General features: G+C 59.3%; 18 protein-coding genes and 1 tRNA gene. 11 read left to right on the forward strand and 8 right to left on the reverse strand.

Annotation, left to right across the window (positions count from 1 at the left end):
* Positions 1 to 54 precede the first annotated feature (54 nt).
* Positions 55 to 1,041, reverse strand: a complete 987-nt coding sequence (locus tag FYJ44_RS14125; protein WP_154513253.1) for a hypothetical protein — start codon at positions 1,039 to 1,041, stop codon at positions 55 to 57.
* A 412-nt stretch (positions 1,042 to 1,453) separates the two neighbouring features.
* The gene (locus tag FYJ44_RS14130) at positions 1,454 to 1,723 is read right to left on the reverse strand and encodes an EexN family lipoprotein (protein WP_154513254.1); all 270 of its coding nucleotides are present in this window, start codon (positions 1,721 to 1,723) and stop codon (positions 1,454 to 1,456) included.
* A gap of 84 nt (positions 1,724 to 1,807) precedes the next feature.
* Here FYJ44_RS14130 and FYJ44_RS14135 point away from each other — a divergent pair, with 84 nt between their 5' ends.
* The 3 genes from FYJ44_RS14135 to FYJ44_RS14145 all read left to right on the forward strand — a co-directional run bounded on the left by FYJ44_RS14135 (position 1,808) and on the right by FYJ44_RS14145 (position 3,936).
* The gene (locus FYJ44_RS14135; RefSeq protein ID WP_154513255.1) at positions 1,808 to 2,089 is read left to right on the forward strand and encodes a helix-turn-helix domain-containing protein; all 282 of its coding nucleotides are present in this window, start codon (positions 1,808 to 1,810) and stop codon (positions 2,087 to 2,089) included.
* A gap of 101 nt (positions 2,090 to 2,190) precedes the next feature.
* Positions 2,191 to 2,282: transfer RNA gene (locus tag FYJ44_RS14140), tRNA-Ser, on the forward strand.
* A 25-nt stretch (positions 2,283 to 2,307) separates the two neighbouring features.
* Positions 2,308 to 3,936, forward strand: a complete 1,629-nt coding sequence (locus FYJ44_RS14145; protein WP_154513256.1) for a DUF4435 domain-containing protein — start codon at positions 2,308 to 2,310, stop codon at positions 3,934 to 3,936.
* 17 nt (positions 3,937 to 3,953) lie between these two features.
* On the opposite strand, the gene FYJ44_RS14820 is transcribed toward FYJ44_RS14145, so the two are convergent.
* The 6 genes from FYJ44_RS14820 to FYJ44_RS14170 form a co-directional block, all read right to left on the reverse strand.
* Positions 3,954 to 4,379 carry a site-specific integrase gene (locus FYJ44_RS14820; protein ID WP_229772734.1) on the reverse strand — a complete coding sequence of 142 codons (426 nt, stop codon included), beginning with the start codon at positions 4,377 to 4,379 and terminating at the stop codon, positions 3,954 to 3,956.
* Positions 4,366 to 4,962 carry a site-specific integrase gene (locus FYJ44_RS14825; protein ID WP_229772735.1) on the reverse strand — a complete coding sequence of 199 codons (597 nt, stop codon included), beginning with the start codon at positions 4,960 to 4,962 and terminating at the stop codon, positions 4,366 to 4,368. Before FYJ44_RS14825 ends, FYJ44_RS14820 begins: the two co-directional genes overlap by 14 nt.
* A gap of 54 nt (positions 4,963 to 5,016) precedes the next feature.
* Complete coding sequence (locus tag FYJ44_RS14155; RefSeq protein ID WP_154513257.1) at positions 5,017 to 5,220, reverse strand: hypothetical protein; 204 nt, start codon at positions 5,218 to 5,220, stop codon at positions 5,017 to 5,019.
* 60 nt (positions 5,221 to 5,280) lie between these two features.
* Positions 5,281 to 5,559: an HU family DNA-binding protein gene (locus FYJ44_RS14980; RefSeq protein WP_288228963.1), complete on the reverse strand. Its 279-nt coding sequence runs from the start codon at positions 5,557 to 5,559 to the stop codon at positions 5,281 to 5,283.
* Between the two features lie 340 nt (positions 5,560 to 5,899).
* The gene (gene murI / locus FYJ44_RS14165) at positions 5,900 to 6,730 is read right to left on the reverse strand and encodes a glutamate racemase (protein ID WP_154513259.1); all 831 of its coding nucleotides are present in this window, start codon (positions 6,728 to 6,730) and stop codon (positions 5,900 to 5,902) included.
* A 41-nt stretch (positions 6,731 to 6,771) separates the two neighbouring features.
* Entirely contained in the window at positions 6,772 to 7,674 is a 903-nt protein-coding gene (locus FYJ44_RS14170) for a sulfite exporter TauE/SafE family protein (protein ID WP_154513260.1), read from the reverse strand.
* 281 nt (positions 7,675 to 7,955) lie between these two features.
* Between FYJ44_RS14170 and hisH the strand changes: the two genes are divergently transcribed.
* The 8 genes from hisH to FYJ44_RS14210 all read left to right on the forward strand — a co-directional run bounded on the left by hisH (position 7,956) and on the right by FYJ44_RS14210 (position 15,891).
* Entirely contained in the window at positions 7,956 to 8,597 is a 642-nt protein-coding gene (gene hisH, locus FYJ44_RS14175) for an imidazole glycerol phosphate synthase subunit HisH (protein WP_154513261.1), read from the forward strand.
* Positions 8,587 to 9,366, forward strand: a complete 780-nt coding sequence (gene hisF / locus FYJ44_RS14180) for an imidazole glycerol phosphate synthase subunit HisF (protein WP_154513262.1) — start codon at positions 8,587 to 8,589, stop codon at positions 9,364 to 9,366. The genes hisH and hisF overlap by 11 nt, the downstream gene beginning before the upstream one ends.
* Positions 9,360 to 10,190, forward strand: a complete 831-nt coding sequence (locus tag FYJ44_RS14185) for an ATP-dependent sacrificial sulfur transferase LarE (RefSeq protein WP_288957148.1) — start codon at positions 9,360 to 9,362, stop codon at positions 10,188 to 10,190. Before hisF ends, FYJ44_RS14185 begins: the two co-directional genes overlap by 7 nt.
* Before the next feature lie 490 nt (positions 10,191 to 10,680).
* On the forward strand, positions 10,681 to 11,055 hold the full coding sequence (locus FYJ44_RS14190) for an FmdB family zinc ribbon protein (RefSeq protein WP_154513264.1): 375 nt from the start codon (positions 10,681 to 10,683) through the stop codon (positions 11,053 to 11,055).
* A gap of 29 nt (positions 11,056 to 11,084) precedes the next feature.
* Positions 11,085 to 12,395 (forward strand): adenylosuccinate lyase, encoded by a 1,311-nt coding sequence (purB, locus tag FYJ44_RS14195; protein ID WP_154513266.1) that lies wholly within the window; start codon positions 11,085 to 11,087, stop codon positions 12,393 to 12,395.
* 16 nt (positions 12,396 to 12,411) lie between these two features.
* Entirely contained in the window at positions 12,412 to 12,969 is a 558-nt protein-coding gene (gene pyrE, locus FYJ44_RS14200; protein WP_154513268.1) for an orotate phosphoribosyltransferase, read from the forward strand.
* A gap of 79 nt (positions 12,970 to 13,048) precedes the next feature.
* On the forward strand, positions 13,049 to 15,136 hold the full coding sequence (locus tag FYJ44_RS14205; protein ID WP_229772736.1) for a L,D-transpeptidase Cds6 family protein: 2,088 nt from the start codon (positions 13,049 to 13,051) through the stop codon (positions 15,134 to 15,136).
* Positions 15,133 to 15,891 (forward strand): hypothetical protein, encoded by a 759-nt coding sequence (locus FYJ44_RS14210; protein WP_154513270.1) that lies wholly within the window; start codon positions 15,133 to 15,135, stop codon positions 15,889 to 15,891. Before FYJ44_RS14205 ends, FYJ44_RS14210 begins: the two co-directional genes overlap by 4 nt.
* Positions 15,892 to 16,117: the final 226 nt, after the last annotated feature.

Genomic DNA, 16,117 nt, shown 5'->3' on the forward strand with positions numbered 1-16,117 from the left:
GCGGCAAAGGTGACGCTGGGGACAGCAGGAGCCTCTTGATATGCTCCCACGCTTCTAACGTATTCCGCGTCGCCTGATACTGTTCTTTGTTTTCTCGCGCCAGCCGCCACCAGCCCTGCTCAACTTCCGACTTTTTTCTGAACCGGGCGCGGTACGCTGCGGCAGTGGCGGGCATATCGTGCACAGCGGGGCTTGGCTGCTGGGGTTATCTGGATGAACAAGCGTGTAGCGCCAGCATAGACGACAGCGCACAGGTTCATCGGGTGGTAGAGTGAGCGGTGCACCTGAAGTGCTTTCCAACAATTCCCGATAGAATGCCCCCGGATTGGGCCGCATCAGCAGAGTCGCCCAATCACGCTCACGGGGCTGGGTGCCGTACTGATCGTGCCGCTGGGGCAGGCTGTCAATCAACGTCCGAACAAGGTCTATGAAGTAGGCAAAGGCATAATTGTCGTTTGCCTGCGGAAGCACTTTAGCACTGAGGCACAAGGTCAAGTGTTCCCAGGTCAATGCGGCGCTCAGCTTTTGCCGCACGGTTTCAATATCAGCGGACGCAAGCAAGTGCCGTCGCGCAATTTCATCTGCAATCAGTCCCGCTGCCTGCCGGGGCGTGTTGCCCCACGCCGCTTCCCACAGAGGCAACTCATCCGGGTATTCATCCAAGAACTGATGCAGGTATGTAATCATCTGCTCATCAAGTGAATACCGCCGGGGCAGCAGTGCAAAAGCCATTGCCCCGGCTTCCCGACAGGATGTTCCTTCCGCTTGCTGCACCTGCTTCAAAAAGTCGTAGACCGGCGTCCACTCGTTCAATCCGTGAATTCGGGCCACCGTCTTCAAGGGGATGTCTGGCGTAATGCCCGTACCCGTGAAGTGTGCCTGCACATATTGCTGCACGTCCTCTCTGGTGCGGCGAAAAGTTTCTTCCCAAACAGATATGTCGTGCGGGTGAAACTGCACAAACATATTACGCCATGCCTGTTCCTTTTTTGAAAGCTTGGCATTTGAGGCGTAGGCTGTAGGCGAAGGGATGCGAGACATGGCTACTCCTGATGCATAGAGAGCTTTTATATCTCAATTTTTCACATCTGAAAATAACGTGAAATTTCAGCAGAATATGCTTAGGATGTTCTTGGGACAATTTAAACATTTTTTGAACTATTTTAGGCTATTGATTAACACTTTTGGGTTACAAAAAAACTCAGAAAAAAAGCGCAAGATAGGTAAAGGTAATCACCTTTACGTTTTGGCAACTCGCAAAGCTCGATGCCCCTTGCTCTGCGAGGCTGGACGGCTCCCGCCGTGGTTACGCCAGAAATTGAAAATGGATACCCAAAATGAAGAAACGCCTTCCCGCCATGTCGGCGGCAGAAGGCGCTTCTTCGCTCATTTTGCATCTAAGCCGCTACTCTTGCTACGAGGGGTAATTTTTAGCGGCTGAAATAGGTCAGGGTTAAAATCCGTACGTCGGCTCTTTGACCTTCTGATATGGTTCACCAAGAAAGTTCGCCCGCTTGGCGTTACGGCACAGTGCATCGGCCTTTTGTTTCTCGCGTGACAACTTTTCGCACTCAGCCAGCTTGGCTTCCCGTGCATCCTTATTTTCCGGTAGCCGATACCATTCAAGGCTTCCCTCAGTTACGGTTTCAGCTGAGGCGGTTGAAAAGCCAGCGCCCAACGCCATAAGACTGAACGCCAAGACAAGAATTTGGAAAATACGCATGAATAGCCCTCCTGTGGCTTGCACAATACAAAAGAGATAATATATTATTACTTTTTGTGTCAAGCCATGCGGTATTCTTACCGTATGCAGGAAAAAGACTCATTGAACTGGGCAATGGCCTCGGTCATTTATGAAGCCCGTAAAGCCGCAGGTTTGACGCAGGTCGAACTGGCGGATTTTTCCGGCTTGTCCAAACCCTATGTCTCCGGGCTGGAACGGGGGAATATCAATGCCTCGGTCTTTGCCCTTGTGCGGGTGGCGGAAGTGCTGAAAGTTTCGCCAGCAGAGCTTATGGCGCGGGTGGAACGCGAAATAGCAAAAGGACCTGCCAAGCCCCAAAAAGAGACTGGAAGGCCCAAAGGATGAACTGTTTTCGGCTAAACCGCTTCGTCTGAATTGGTTGCCTTTTTATTTCGCTTCGGATAAATTTCACGCCTCAGGACAGAATATTCTTTTTTGTCCCTTACGGAAGGATGGCAGAGTCCGGTTTATTGCGGCAGTCTTGAAAACTGTTGACGTCGTGAGGCGTCCGGGGGTTCGAATCCCTCTCCTTCCGCCAATATACTACCTACCCCGAAGGCACAATGAAGCACTTGGCGACACTAACTATCCCTTCAGTAGGTGAGGCGCTACACATAGAAATCTGTAGTGGTGATAGTTTTATTTTTCTGGGTGCTAATGGGGCTGGTAAAACACGGCTTGGTGTTTTTATAGAAAACACCCTTCCACCGCCAACAAGTGTTCATCGAATTGCAGCTCACCGCTCCCTTGCGCTAAATACAAAAGTCATACCACCAAGCTTAGAGGTTGCGACAAATCGTTTACTCTTTGGGTATGAAGAATACAAGCCTGCCTATAAAAATGGTAGCCGCTGGAATGCCAAACCTGAAACAACTTTACTGAACGATTTTGACTTTCTTTTGGCTGCATTATACGCAGAGAATAACCAACTATCTGTTGATTATAGGCAAGAGAGGGTTAAGCTTAATGATTTCCAGCCTCCTCCTCTTTCAAAACTCGATAAACTAAAAGATATTTGGAGAAGCGTTCTGCCCCATAGAGAGCTTATTGTCTTATCAGGCAATATAAGAGTCACAACTCTAGGTGAAAACAAAGAGGAATATGAAGCATCAGAGTTGAGCGATGGAGAAAGAGTCATTTTTTACTTGATTGGGCAAGCCTTAATGGCACCACCAGATACAGTATTAATTTTTGACGAACCAGAACTGCACATAAATAAAGCTATAATTGATGCATTATGGGACTCGATTGAATCTATACGTAAAGATTGCGCTATAATATACATAACCCACGACATTACCTTTTCAAGTTCTCGTCGTGCAGCTACAAAATATGCTGTCAAGTCGTACCAAAAAAAACCTAGTGATTGTTGGGATATACAGCCGATATCCGATGATGGCAGTATCCCCAATGACATAGTAGCTAAAATTATTGGTAGCCGCCGTTCGATTTTATTTATTGAAGGTGATAGCGGAAGCCTTGACCTGTCTCTATATCGAAAAATATACAACGACTACACCGTAATTCCTGTTGGATCGTGCGAGCAGGTCATTCATACCGTAGCAAGCTTTATCAGTAGGCAGGATCTTCATCATGTTGGCAGCGCGGGAATTATTGATGCTGATGGACGAACGTCTGAGGAAAAAGCAGCACTTGAGAAAGAAGGAGTCTACTGCCTTCCCGTTTCCGAAGTTGAAAATATCTTTTTGCTTCCACGTGTTTTTCTTGCTGTGGCAAAAGAATATAAATTTAATGAAAGTGAGGCTAGTGCAAAACTTTGTTCTCTTAAAACTGTTGTTTTTGAGCATGCAGAAAGACAGCTCGAGCATATTTGTCTGCGCTATGTTAAACGCAGAATTGACTCTAAAATAAAAAAAATTGGCTTAGGAAGTGTTGATATCGCCTCATTAAGTACTGAGTATGTTGAGGCAACTTCAACCATTGTGCCTTTAGAGATTTTTGAAAATATCAAATCAAAGATTAATAAAGCAATCTTCCAGCGTGAATATGAGGAAGTATTATTATACTATGATAATAAAGGGTTATTATCTGAAGTCGCACGATCTTTTGGTCTTAGGCAAAGAGTTTTTGAAGAATTTATTGGTCGCCTTCTACAAATGGATCCGCCATCCGAATTGCTCGCAGCAATAATGAGCTACTTGCCAGCAGTGCGTCCGTATCCACACAGTTGATATGCACGACTTTACTTTTACCGTTTCTTTCCTGCCAACCTCTTAACCAACCTCTCCGCCCTCAAATGCGTATACCTCGCCAGCATTTGCAGCGTCTTATGCCCTGTAATCATTCTGATTTCCATGACATCCAGATCAGTATTCTCAAACAGCCGAGATATGGCTTCATGGCGCAGATCATGAAAGCGTAAATCCTTGATTCCTGCCTTGGCACAGTTTTCGCGCATAACTCCTGTAATGCTGCTGATAGTATAGCTGAATACACGCTGGCCGTGGTGCTCATCCCCATTCTCAGGCTGGGGGATCTCTTTCAGAATTGCCAAAGCCGCAGGAGAAAGGGGAACGGTTCTGGCTTCGCCGTTTTTGGTTTTGGGCAAGAGCAATGTGCAACGCTCCATGTCCACCTGCTGCCACGTCAGAGAGGCTATTTCATCGCGCCGCATGCAGACTCCAGGGCAAGCGCACAATGCGCTGAAACGCCTTTGAGGAGGCATCCAGAAGCCTCTTTTCTTCTCCCGGCATAAGGCGGCGAGTTCGGCCTTGGGGAAGCTTCGGCTTGATGACATTCTTTGTGGGGTTCACCAAGCCTTCCATGCCCCAGTTGGCGCGGGCCACTTCGTAGAGGCGAGAAATAAGGGCTATGTCACGCGCTATGGTGTGGGGAGAACGGCCTTGCGCTTCGCGTTCCTGAATGAGCTTGGCAATATCGCTGCCTCGAATGGCTACCAAAGACTTTTTGGCAAACTGGTATTTCATTATCCCGTGAGCGCGCACAATCTCGTTTTTCGGGTGCGCGAGATTCTTTTCGATGTACTCAGGGATAAACCGCTTAAAGGCATCCTCAAGACTTGTGCGCTCGGCTTCTTTTTGTGAAATGAACGAGCCGCCGTCCATCTCCTTTTCCACTGCCCGCGCCCAACGTTCAGCGTCCGCCTTGATTTCGAAGGTTTTGCACTGCGTAGGATGCCCCTTGCGCCGAACACGAACTTCCCACTGAAAATCGCCCCGCTTACGGATGGTTGCCATTGCCTTGCTCCTTTCTTGACCTCAACTGGAGCAAAATTGGAGCAAAAAGTCAAATCAACGAAAAATACGCCGAATCAGCATTTCAAAAAATCGTGCTAATTCGGCGTATTTACTTGTTATTTTATATAAATCTTTGGGCAGCCTGCTCACGCCCTCAACGGTTTTCAAGACCGCCGCATTAAACCGCTCTGCCACCCTTCCATGTGTCAACGCAAACGCAACCGTCGCCCCATCGGGGACGGCCAGATTGAAACGCAAAGGCGGCGCCTCTCCCTGCCGGAATAAAGGCGCCGCCGAAAAATCCGCAGACAGCGTGCCTTATTTGATGGCGTCTTTCAGGCCCTTGCCGGGCGTGAATTTGGCGACTTTGCTGGCGGGGATGGTGATTTCCTTGCCGGTGCGGGGGTTGCGGCCTTTACGGGCGGCGCGCGCCACAACCTTGAAGCTGCCGAAGCCGGTAAAGGTCACGGATTCGCCGGCGGCGAGAGCTTCGCGCAGAGAGGCCACGACGGCGTCCAAGGCTTCTTCAGCTTTAGCTTTGGTGGGCAGACCGGCCTTGGCGTGGATTTTTTCAACAAGCTCAGCTTTAGTCATGATGTTTCTCCGTACAGGATTTTCGGGTTGCCCCGTTATGTGCCAAGTTAACCGTCCGGTCGCGCACTGCGGGTTTTGAAGGCCGCTCCGCGGAACGCCGGGATGAGTGCGTTCTTGCTCAGCAACAGGCACGGTGCGCGCCCTGGGGATTTCCGCGTTTGGCCGCAGGCTTGGCGCCAGCGACCATCACTTTGATTTCTCTAAGTAATGCCAGGGGGCATGTCAACAGAAAAAGCGCGAAATCGCCCGTCCGCTCTTGTTTTCCCGGCAAATACCTATTTGCGCGAAAGGTTACGACGCGGGCGGCGTCAGATCTGAAAAATATAATAACATATTGTAAATATTATAAATCAACAATTTCAACATCCGAACTTTTCAGCGGGCTGCCCAGAAAGAGGCTGCCTGTGCGGGCAAAACGGTTCCGGTTGTCCGTGGTCATAAAACGGCGGACGCCCGTGGGCCCGTCCGCGCGCAGCAGGCCCAGACGCGCCAGTTCTTCGCCCACGCTTTCGGCCGTGGTGGCCGCCGAATCCACAATACGCACCTGCGGGCCCACCACGTTTTGCAGGGCGGCCTGCAGGAGGGGAAAATGCGTGCAGCCCAGCAGCAGGGTGTCCGGACGCGGCGCGGTGACCGCCGGAGTGAACAGGTCTTCCAGGTAGCGTCTGGCAATGCCCTCCACCAGGGGACCGTCCATCCAGCCTTCTTCGGCCATGGGCACAAAGAGCGTGCAGGCCCGCCCCTGCACATGGGCCTCGGGCCGGATGCTGGCGATGGCCCGCTGATACGCGCCATCGGTGATGGTGGCCTCGGTGGCGATAACCACGATTTCACCGTTGCGGCTGGTGCGGGCCGCGGCCTGCGCGCCGGGTTCCACCACGCCCAGAACCGGCAGGGGCGCGAAATGCTCGCGCAAGGCGGGCAGGGCCGCCGCCGTGGCCGTATTGCAGGCCACCACCAGCATTTTCGCCCCGTTATCCACCAGTTTTTGAGCGGCCCGCAAGGTATAACGGATGATGGTGTCGCGGCCCTTGGTGCCGTAGGGCAGCCGGGCCGTATCGCCCAGATAGAGCAGGTCCTCGGCGGGCAGACGCGCGGCCAGGGCCTTGAGCACGGTAAGACCGCCCACGCCTGAGTCGAACAGGGCCACGGGCAGCAGAGAAGCGTCTTTCATGGTCGTCCTTTACAGCTACAGCGGCGTGCGCGCCGCGAAACTCAGAAAGCTTGGCCCAGATAGCGGGCCGCTGTAAAGAGCAAAATGCCCGCCAGCAGATATTTCAGCACTCTGGCCGGGACGTGCTTCTGGCAGCGCGCGCCCAGGTACATGCCGGCCATGCCCCCCAGGCCCAGCAGAATGCCCAGCCGCCAGTCCGGGGCCACGGCCAGTCCGGGGTACAGGGGGGCCAGCAGGCTGTAAAAGCTGACTCCGGCTACTGAGGTCAGGAAGGTGGCGAAAAGCGACGCCCCGGCCACGGCGTGGACCGGCAGGCCGAAAAAGGAAACCAGAAAGGGAGCCATGATGGCCCCGCCGCCGATGCCGTACACGCCGCCCACCAGACCCACGATCAGGCTGAGCAGCACGATGCCCCGGCAGGAAATGCGGTACTCCTGTTCCTGAAAGCAAAAGGTCAGCAGGCGGCTGTTCCAGGACAGCAGCCGGCATGCGCCGCCGCCGCGCGGCCCGTCCTGCCGGGGCGTCGCGCCGGAGGCGTCCGCCTTCCGCCGCCTCATGACGTCGCGCAGCATTTTGAGCGCCACATACAGCAGCACCAGCCCGGCGAAAATTTTGAAGTGGCGCGGGTCGGGCAGCAGATTGATCCGGATCAGCGCCCCGGCGAACACGCCGGGCAAGGTGCCCAGGGCCACCACCAGGGTCAGCGGCCAGAGCAGACGGCCTTCGCGCCAGTAGCGCCAGACTCCGGCGGGACAGGCCAGCACGTTGAAAAACTGGTTGGTGGCGCTGACGCTGGGGTTGGTATAGCCCAGTACGCTCATCTGAAAGGGCAGGAGCAGAAACGCGCCGGAAACCCCGCCCATGGAGGTGAAGAAGGAAACGCCCAGAGCCACGGCAAAGGGAATAAAGGGGGAGCATTCAATGCCCGCGGTGGGAAAATACATGGCCGCCTCCCGTGTGGCTGGGGTGGGTCTGGCCCGGCGGACGCCGGGAAATGCGCGCCGTAATAATCACGGTTTTTATTATAAGCGTGATTATCAGAATTGTCATCCCCGGCCGGGCACGGCGCCCTGCGGCGTCAGGGCATACCGCCGACAGTGGCCTGTTTGCCGGGCGGGGGCAAGCTCCTCCCGCTTTCCGCACATTGCCTGCCGGGGCCGAAACAGCTATATTCGGCGCGCAAGGCCCGCCGTTGCGCGGGCCGCACCGCAACCAAGGAACACACATGCTGGCCATTCTGGATTACAAGGCGGGCAACCAGACGAGCGTGCGCCGCGCTCTGGAACATCTGGGCATTCCCTGTACCGTCACGGCGGACCCGGCGCTGCTGGAAAGCGCGCAGGGCATTATTTTTCCCGGCGTGGGCGCGGCGGGGCAGGCCATGCGCGCCCTGGGCGAGGCCGGGCAGGACGCGGCCCTGCGCCGCGCCGTGGACGTGGGGCAGCCCCTGCTGGGCATCTGTCTGGGCTGCCAGATTCTGCTGGAGCGCAGTGAGGAAAACGACACGCCCACCCTGGGGCTGGCGCCCGGCGTCTGCCGCCGTTTCGAGGACGGCCTGCGGCAGGAGGACGGCAGCCCTGCGCCCGTGCCGCACATGGGCTGGAACAGCCTGCGCGCCGTTGCGCCCTGCCGTCTGCTGGAAGGTGTGGAGCCCACGGCGGAATTTTATTTTGTGCACAGTTATTATGTGGAGCCGGACCCCGCCCTTGTCCTCGCCACCACGGTCTACGGCCGGGAGTTCTGCTCCCTCTACGGGCGCGAGGGCCTCTGGGCCGCCCAGTTCCACCCGGAAAAAAGCGGACGGCCTGGTCTGGCCCTGTTGCGCAATTTTTACGACTACTGCCGGGAGGCGCGCCATGCTCAGTAAACGGGTGATCCCCTGTCTGGACGTGCGCAACGGGCGGCTGACCAAGGGCGTCAAATTCGCGGGCAACGAGGATATCGGCGATCCGGTGGCCAGCGCCCGCCGTTACTATGAGGAAGGGGCCGACGAAATCGTCTTTTACGATATCACGGCCTCGGCCGAGGCGCGCGGCATTTTTCTGGACGTGGTGGAGCGTGTGGCCGAACAGATTTTCATCCCCTTCAGCGTGGGCGGCGGCATCGCCACTGTGGCGGATATGCGCGCCGTGCTGCTGGCAGGGGCGGAGAAAGTCTCGGTCAACTCGGCGGCGGTGAAGAATCCCCGGATCATCAGCGAGGGCGCGGACGCTTTCGGCTCGCAGGCCATTGTGGTGGGCATGGATGTGCTGGCCGTGCCCGTGAGCGAGGCCGTCCCCTCGGGCTATGAGATCGTGATCCACGGCGGGCGCACACGCATGGGCCTGGACGCTCTGGCCTGGGCCCGGCGTTGTCAGGACCTGGGCGCGGGCGAGCTTTGCGTCAATTCCATCGATGCCGACGGCACCAAGGACGGCTATGAACTCAAGTTGACCCGCGCCATTGCCGACGCCGTGTCTATTCCGGTCATCGCCTCGGGCGGCGCGGGCGAGCCCCGGCACATGTACGAAGCCGTGAGCGCGGGCGGCGCGTCGGCGGCCCTGATCGCCTCCATTGTGCATTACGGGGAATACAGCATCCGCCAGTGCAAAGAATATATGGCCGCTCAGGGTGCCAAGGTCCGACTGACGTGGTAGGCGGTCCGGCTGCGGCCCTGCCCGGCGGGTTCGTCAGAGCGCTGCGCGGTCTGCCGCCGCTGGCCGTGGCCTTTTCCGGCGGTCTGGACAGCCGTTTTCTCTGCCACGCGGCCCGCCTCTGCGGTTGCGACGTGCTGGCCCTGCACGCGCGCGGGCCGCACATCCCGCCGGAGGAAAGCGCGCGGGCCGCGCAGTGGGCCAGAGACAACGGTTTGCCGCTGCTGACGCTGGATTTTGATCCATTGTCCCTGCCGGAGGTGTCGATCAACAGCCGCGAGCGTTGCTACGGCTGCAAAAAGGGGCTGATTGCCGCCCTGCGTGAGGTTCTGCGGGAGCGGCGCGCGGGGGAAGGCAGCGACCGTCTGCTCTGCGACGGCAGCAATGCGGACGATCTGCGCGCGTTCCGGCCCGGCCTGCGGGCACTGGCCGAGGCGTGGGTGCGTTCCCCCCTGGCTGAAGCCGGGCTGGGCAAGCCCGCCATCCGCGCGCTGGCCGCGTCCACTGGCCTGGACAGGCCGGAACAGAAGGCCCGGCCCTGTTTGCTGACCCGTCTGGCCTACGGTCTTGCGCCCGACGCCGCCCTGCTGGCGCGGCTGGCACGAGCCGAAGCCGCCCTGGCGCAACTGCCCGCGCCGGATGACGACGCAGACGCGTCCGCGTTGGGGGACTTCCGCCTGCGGCTCAGGCCCGCGCCTCTGCTCCAGGTCACGCGCCCGCCCGGAGCGTTGCGGCCCTTGGTTGACGAGATTCTGGCCGGGCACGGCTTCGCCCCCTGTGAGATATGCGAGACGAGCGGCGTCAGCGGCTTTTTTGACGCGCCGTAGCGTGGCCCGCCCGGAGGGACAATGGATTTTCCTCATGCGATCGTTTTAAGCGTAAATGGCCGGGGCTGGACTTTACGGCGGAAAAGGTCTAAAGATTACCCCTTAAACATATGAAATTTGTCGGAGGAACTATCATGGCACATAAGAAGATCGAACGGAAAAAAGAACTGGACCGTCGCCGTCAACGCCGCGCTGAGCGCCTGAAACAGCGCGTGCGTGAAGCCAAGGCCGCCAAGGCCTAGTCCGCCGCTCCTGCGCCGTCCTGCCCGTTGTCTCAACGACGCGTTGCGGCGCGGGCTTTTCCGGTTCGTGTTTCGCCTGATCCCGCGCTGACAGGGGCGGCCTCTTGACGGACGACGGAAAAGCCGTATCTGGAGGGTGCATATCCGCACGGCGTGCGCCGTGGGCCTTCGCGTCCGGCCCGGAAGGACGCTTCCATCAACAGTAAGGCTGCTCCGCTGGCGCGGGACGGTCTTTTAGTGGCGTTATCATGCCTATTTACGAATACCAATGCCCCAAGTGTCAGCGCGTGTTTGAGGAATGGGTCAAGGCGTCGGAAGCGCACGGGCAGGAACCCTGTCCCGAGTGCGGCACGCCCTCGTCCCGGATCATTTCGCAGACGTCCTTTGTGCTCAAGGGCGGCGGCTGGTATGTAAGCGATTACGGCTACCGCAAGGGCATCAGCGAGGACGGCGCCGCCGCTACGTCTTCCGCCCCCGCCGGGGAAGCCAAGTCCGCAGCGGCGGAAGCGCCCAAGGCCGCGTCCGCTCCGGCGGAAAAGAGCGCCCCCGCGGAAAAGCCCGCAGCCAGAGCCACGCCTCCGTCCAAGGCCGCCAAGGCCAAAAGCGCCCCGGCGGCATCCTAACTATTGCGGCATACGTCCACGAGGAAGTCATGATCGAACGCTACACCCGGCCGGAAATGGGTCGGATCTGGACCCTGGAAAACCGTTATCGGGCCTGGCTCGCGGTGGAAGTGGCCGTGTGCGAGGCCTGGGCCGAACTGGGCCGCATCCCGGCCGAGGCCGTGAAAACGATCCGCGACAAGGCGGACATCGACGTGGAGCGCATCCTGACCATTGAGGAAACCACGCGCCACGACGTCATCGCCTTCCTGACATCGCTGGAGGAAAAGGTGGGGCCCGAGGCCCGCTTTATCCATCTGGGCTGCACCTCTTCGGACATTGTGGACACGGCCAACGCCCTGCTGCTGGTTCAGGCCGGGGAGTTGATCCTCAAGGATCTGCGCGCCCTGCTGCAAACGCTGGAAGGCCTGGCCCGCCGTCACAAGGGCGTGCTCTGCATGGGCCGCACGCACGGCATCCACGCCGAGCCCACCAGCTTCGGCCTGAAGATGGCCGGTTTCCACGCGGAATTCGCGCGCCACCTCAAGCGGGTGGAAGCCGGGCTGGAAAGCGTGCGCGTGGGCAAGATTTCCGGCGCGGTAGGCACCTACGCCTTTCTCTCGCCTGAGCTGGAGCAAAAGGCGCTCGGCCGCCTGGGCCTCAAGGTGGACCCGCACTCCACCCAGATCATCCAGCGCGACCGCTACGCCCACTTCTTCACCTCCCTGGCCGTCATGGCCGGCGGCGTGGAGCGGCTCTGTGTGGAGCTGCGCCATCTCCAGCGCACAGAAGTGCTGGAAGTGGAGGAAGGCTTCGCCAAGGGCCAGAAGGGGTCCTCGGCCATGCCGCACAAAAAGAATCCCATTTCCGCCGAAAATATGAGCGGCCTGTCGCGCCTGCTGCGCTCCAACGCCCTGGCCGCCCTGGAAGACCAGGCCCTCTGGCATGAGCGCGACATCAGCCATTCCTCGGTGGAGCGGGTGATCATGCCCGATTCCACCATCCTGGCCGACTACGTGCTGACCCGTCTGGCCCGCCTGCTGGAAGGCCTGGTGGTCAAGCCCGAGCGCATGCGCGAGAATATGGAGCGCTCCTTCGGCCTGTATTTCTCGCAGCGCGTGCTCACCGGCCTCATCGCCGCTGGACTGCCCCGCCAACAGGCGTATGAAGCGGTGCAGCGCCTGGCCATGCAAAGCTGGGAATCGCGCCGTCCCTTCCCCGACCTGGTGCGGGAGGACGCGGACATGCGCGCCCGTCTGGGTGAAGCGGCTCTGGCGGAATTGTTTGATCCAGCTTATTATCTGCAACACGAGGACGCCATTTTCGCGCGCGTCTTCAGCGCCGACGCGGCGGAAAACTGAGCCTGGAGCAATCGCCATGCTGGAACTCAAGCGTCGTCTGGCCCGTCTGCTGGTGGAAAAATCCTACCGGGAGGGGGATTTTGTGTTGGCTTCCGGCCGCAGGAGCGATTACTATTTTGACTGCAGGGTGACGGCCCTGCACGCCGAAGGGGCCTGGCTCATCGGCACGCTGTTCAACGATATGCTGAAAGAGCTGAAGATCAAGGGCGTGGGCGGCATGACCATGGGCGCTGACCCGCTGGTTTCGGCCACCACGGTCATTTCACATGAGCAGGGACGGCCGCTGCACGGGTTGCTGGTGCGCAAGGAGGCCAAGGGCCACGGCACCGGACAGTTTGTGGAGGGGCTCGGCAATTTCAGCTCCGGCGATTCCGTCGCCATGCTGGAGGATGTGGTCACCACCGGCGGTTCGCTGCTCAAGGCCTGTGACAGAGTGCGTGCGGCCGGTTTGTCCATTGCCGCTGTCTGCGCCATCCTGGACAGGGAGGAGGGGGGACGTGAAAAGCTGCGGGAAGCGGGCTATGGCCTGCTGGCGCTTTTCACCCGCAAGGAGCTGGTTGAACTGGCCCGCTGAAGCCGGAACCGGGTTCCCTTGCAGCGCCGCTGTGGCGGCGTCTCTTCGTGCGTCCGCATGCAGGCTTCTGTCGGCGGGCTTGGCGCTGTTCCTGATGGTCGCCGTCATCCAGGCCGCTGTCGCGCCCGCGCGGGCCGAGAACTGGCGGGCCAATCTGTATAACGAAGGGCTGCCTTCCCATCTGGTGGCGGTGGATAAAAACCGCCAGACCTTCCTCTTTTTCGAGAAAAAAAGTCCCCTCAAGCTCAAGTATTCTTTTCCCTGCGTCACTGGGCAGCTGGCGGGCGACAAACAGGAGCTCAACGACCTGCGCACGCCCGAGGGCATCTATTTTGTGGAATACAAAATCGCCAGCGGCCTGGATTTCAAGGAATACGGGGGTATCGCCTATACGCTCAATTATCCCAACCCCGTGGACCGGCTGCGCGGCAAGACCGGACATGGCATCTGGATCCACAGCAAGGGCTTCGGTCTGGTGCCTACGCGCGGCTGCGTGGCCATCGGCCTGAAAGAGATCGACACCGTGGGGCCGCAGCTCACGCCCGGCACGGCGGTGGTCCTGGCCGAGCAACTGGACGAGAGCAAGGTTCCCCAGCCGGACAACGGCACGGCGCGCGAGCTGCGCCGCCTGATGCACGCCTGGAGCAACGCCTGGGCCGCGCGCTCGCGCAAGATGTTCGATTACTACGATCCCGATGCCTATTCCAAGGCTACTGAAAGTTTCTCGGCTTTCCGCCAGAACAAGGAGCGCCTGTTCAAGGCGCTCGGCTTCATCAAGATTTACAATCGCGAGATTCACGCCCTGGAAGGGCCGGGCTACTGGGTGACCTGGGCCGAGCAGTTCTACACCGCGTCCAATCTTTCCACCGAAGGCGTGCGCCGTCTGTACTGGCAGCGGGGCAAGGACAAAAAGTTCCGTATTGTGGGCATGGAATGGAGCCCGCGCGACGTGGGCATGCGCGCCGATTTCCAGAAAGGACGCCTGGTGGCGGCCACGCTGCCCACGGCTACGGACGCCTCGTCCGAAGCGCCCCTGCCGCCGCGCCTGGACATGCCCGAAGCTCCGGGTGAAAAAACAGCGTCCGGCATTCCCGCCGTTCCGGCGGCTGTGGCTCAGGCCGAAAAACTGCTGGCCGTCAGCGAACCGTTGGTGCCCCGCAGGGCTCCCGCGCCGCCGCCCGCTGAAGTCAATTGGGGCAGCAGGCCGGGCATGGACGCCGGCCGGGAAGCGACTCCGCCGCCGGTCCCTGAGACGCCCGTCACTCCCGCCGCGCCCGTAACGCCCGTTCAGACCGGACAACCCGAAGTTGCGCCTCCGGCCCTTGACGCGCAGCCCGTGCAGCCTGAGGCCTTGTCCCTGACGCCGGAGACGCGCGCCGCCCTGGAGCGGGCCGTGCAAAGCTGGAACACTGCCTTTGCCGCGCGTTCCACGGCGGACATCGCCGCCCTGTACGACAAGGAGCGCTACAACCGCCTGCCCGGCCTGCCGCGCGGATATTCCTACAACAGCGCACAACGCGAACTGGAACGGCGCTTCCGCGCCCCCTGGCTGACCCTGATCAGCCGCGCGCCTTCCCTGGAAATTCAGGGAGCCCTGGCCGTGAGTCGTTGCGAGCAGCTCGTGGCGGCGCCCGACGGCGTGGAGCAGGGCGTGCGTACGCTCTGGTGGTACAGGGAAGCGGACGGAAACTTCCGTGTTGTAGGCTCGGAATTCAGGCCCGCCGAACTGGGCTTGGCCGCCAATTATCTGGAGGACGTCAGCAACGCCGTGAGCGCGGACCTGGAAGCCTGGCGCAAGGCCTGGGAGGCGGGCAGTCTGGACGACTACATGGCCTTTTACACTGACGACGCCGTGCAGCAGGGCCGCTGGGGGGCAAAAAATATCCGCCGCCAGAAGGAAAGCCTCTGGGCGCGGACCAAGCCCACTCTGGTGCAGCTTTCCGGCCTTCGTCTGGTCATGGACAAGCGCGGGATCCGCGCTGATATGAACCAGGTCTATGCGGACAGCGCGGGCCATAGCGACCGGGGCACCAAGACGCTTCTGTTGCGCTTTGACGGCAGAAGCTGGCGCATCCAGCGCGAGGATTGGGCCGCGCAGACGCCGCAAGGACAGGCCGGGCGGAATGCCGCCGCGCCCCGCCAGAGCGCGCAGAGGGCCATGCCTTGAAATATCAGGAACGGCTCTGCATTATCTTTATGCGGGACAACGGCCCGCGGCGCAGCTTTCGCGTACGCCGTGGGCGCTTTTTTCTGCTCATGGCCTTTTTCGCCTGCCTGCCCCTGGTCTGTGGAGGGCTCGGCTGGCAGGCCTGGCGGCTTTGGCAAGAAAACACGGCGCTGCGCGAAAGCGTGTTGCGCTTTGAAAGCGATTATCAGACGGCCCAGGCTACAGCCGAGCGCCTGGAAAATCTGGAGGAATTGCTGCGTGAGGAAGGGGTGCAGGGCCGGGAACTGGTCCTGCGCAAGCTGGCCAGCGCCGAACAGACGGAAACGCCTCCCCCTGCCGCCGGCGGCGAAACCGCCCCGGTTCCGGCCCCCGAAGGCGCGGCGGCCATGGGCGAAGGTCCTGGTCACGAGGAATTTCCGACTATTGATACCGGCTATGTGAAGGTGGGCAACGTACAGGCCCGCGCGCTGCGCGGCAGCAAGCTGCGCATCGCCCTGGACCTGCGCAATACGGACAATCAGAAGCTGGCTTCCGGCACGGTGCAGGCCGCTGTGGTAACGGCGGACGGTCAGAAACGTCCGCTTTCCTTTGACCCGGACGGCGTGGGCGATTTTCGCATCAGCCGCTTCAAACGCTCGGTTATGGTGGCCCGTCTGCCCGAACATCTGAGTATGGTCAATGCCCAGATCATCCTGGAAGTCAAAAGTCAGGATCAGAGCGTGGTGTATCGCAATATTTTCGCCGTGGAACACTAGAGGTAATGTTCCAATAGATTGTTCACCTTCTCCCTCGGTCGGTTCTGGTAGGGTGGTAACTCCAGCGGGTGAACAACCTATTGGAACATTACCTCTAGGTGTAATGTTCCAATAGGTTGTTCACCCTGCCTCAAGCCGGTAAAGCTGGAGTTGACAGACAACAGTAAACCGAGCCGAGGACAGGGTGAACAGCCATAAGAATGCCAAATTGACTGCACGCGGTCGA

This window comes from Desulfovibrio porci (genome assembly GCF_009696265.1).
In the GTDB taxonomy this organism is placed as follows: Bacteria; Desulfobacterota; Desulfovibrionia; order Desulfovibrionales; family Desulfovibrionaceae; genus Desulfovibrio; species Desulfovibrio porci.

What these genes read in the sequence shown, in the direction of transcription:
- FYJ44_RS14125 (WP_154513253.1), bottom strand. Translation starts at nt 1,041, where the DNA reads ATGTCTCGCATCCCTTCGCCTACAGCCTACGCCTCAAATGCCAAGCTT.
- FYJ44_RS14130 (WP_154513254.1), bottom strand. Translation starts at nt 1,723, where the DNA reads ATGCGTATTTTCCAAATTCTTGTCTTGGCGTTCAGTCTTATGGCGTTG.
- FYJ44_RS14135 (WP_154513255.1), top strand. Translation starts at nt 1,808, where the DNA reads ATGCAGGAAAAAGACTCATTGAACTGGGCAATGGCCTCGGTCATTTAT.
- FYJ44_RS14145 (WP_154513256.1), top strand. Translation starts at nt 2,308, where the DNA reads ATGAAGCACTTGGCGACACTAACTATCCCTTCAGTAGGTGAGGCGCTA.
- FYJ44_RS14820 (WP_229772734.1), bottom strand. Translation starts at nt 4,379, where the DNA reads ATGCGGCGCGATGAAATAGCCTCTCTGACGTGGCAGCAGGTGGACATG.
- FYJ44_RS14825 (WP_229772735.1), bottom strand. Translation starts at nt 4,962, where the DNA reads ATGGCAACCATCCGTAAGCGGGGCGATTTTCAGTGGGAAGTTCGTGTT.
- murI (WP_154513259.1), bottom strand. Translation starts at nt 6,730, where the DNA reads ATGAAAGACGCTTCTCTGCTGCCCGTGGCCCTGTTCGACTCAGGCGTG.
- FYJ44_RS14170 (WP_154513260.1), bottom strand. Translation starts at nt 7,674, where the DNA reads ATGTATTTTCCCACCGCGGGCATTGAATGCTCCCCCTTTATTCCCTTT.
- hisH (WP_154513261.1), top strand. Translation starts at nt 7,956, where the DNA reads ATGCTGGCCATTCTGGATTACAAGGCGGGCAACCAGACGAGCGTGCGC.
- hisF (WP_154513262.1), top strand. Translation starts at nt 8,587, where the DNA reads ATGCTCAGTAAACGGGTGATCCCCTGTCTGGACGTGCGCAACGGGCGG.
- FYJ44_RS14190 (WP_154513264.1), top strand. Translation starts at nt 10,681, where the DNA reads ATGCCTATTTACGAATACCAATGCCCCAAGTGTCAGCGCGTGTTTGAG.
- purB (WP_154513266.1), top strand. Translation starts at nt 11,085, where the DNA reads ATGATCGAACGCTACACCCGGCCGGAAATGGGTCGGATCTGGACCCTG.
- pyrE (WP_154513268.1), top strand. Translation starts at nt 12,412, where the DNA reads ATGCTGGAACTCAAGCGTCGTCTGGCCCGTCTGCTGGTGGAAAAATCC.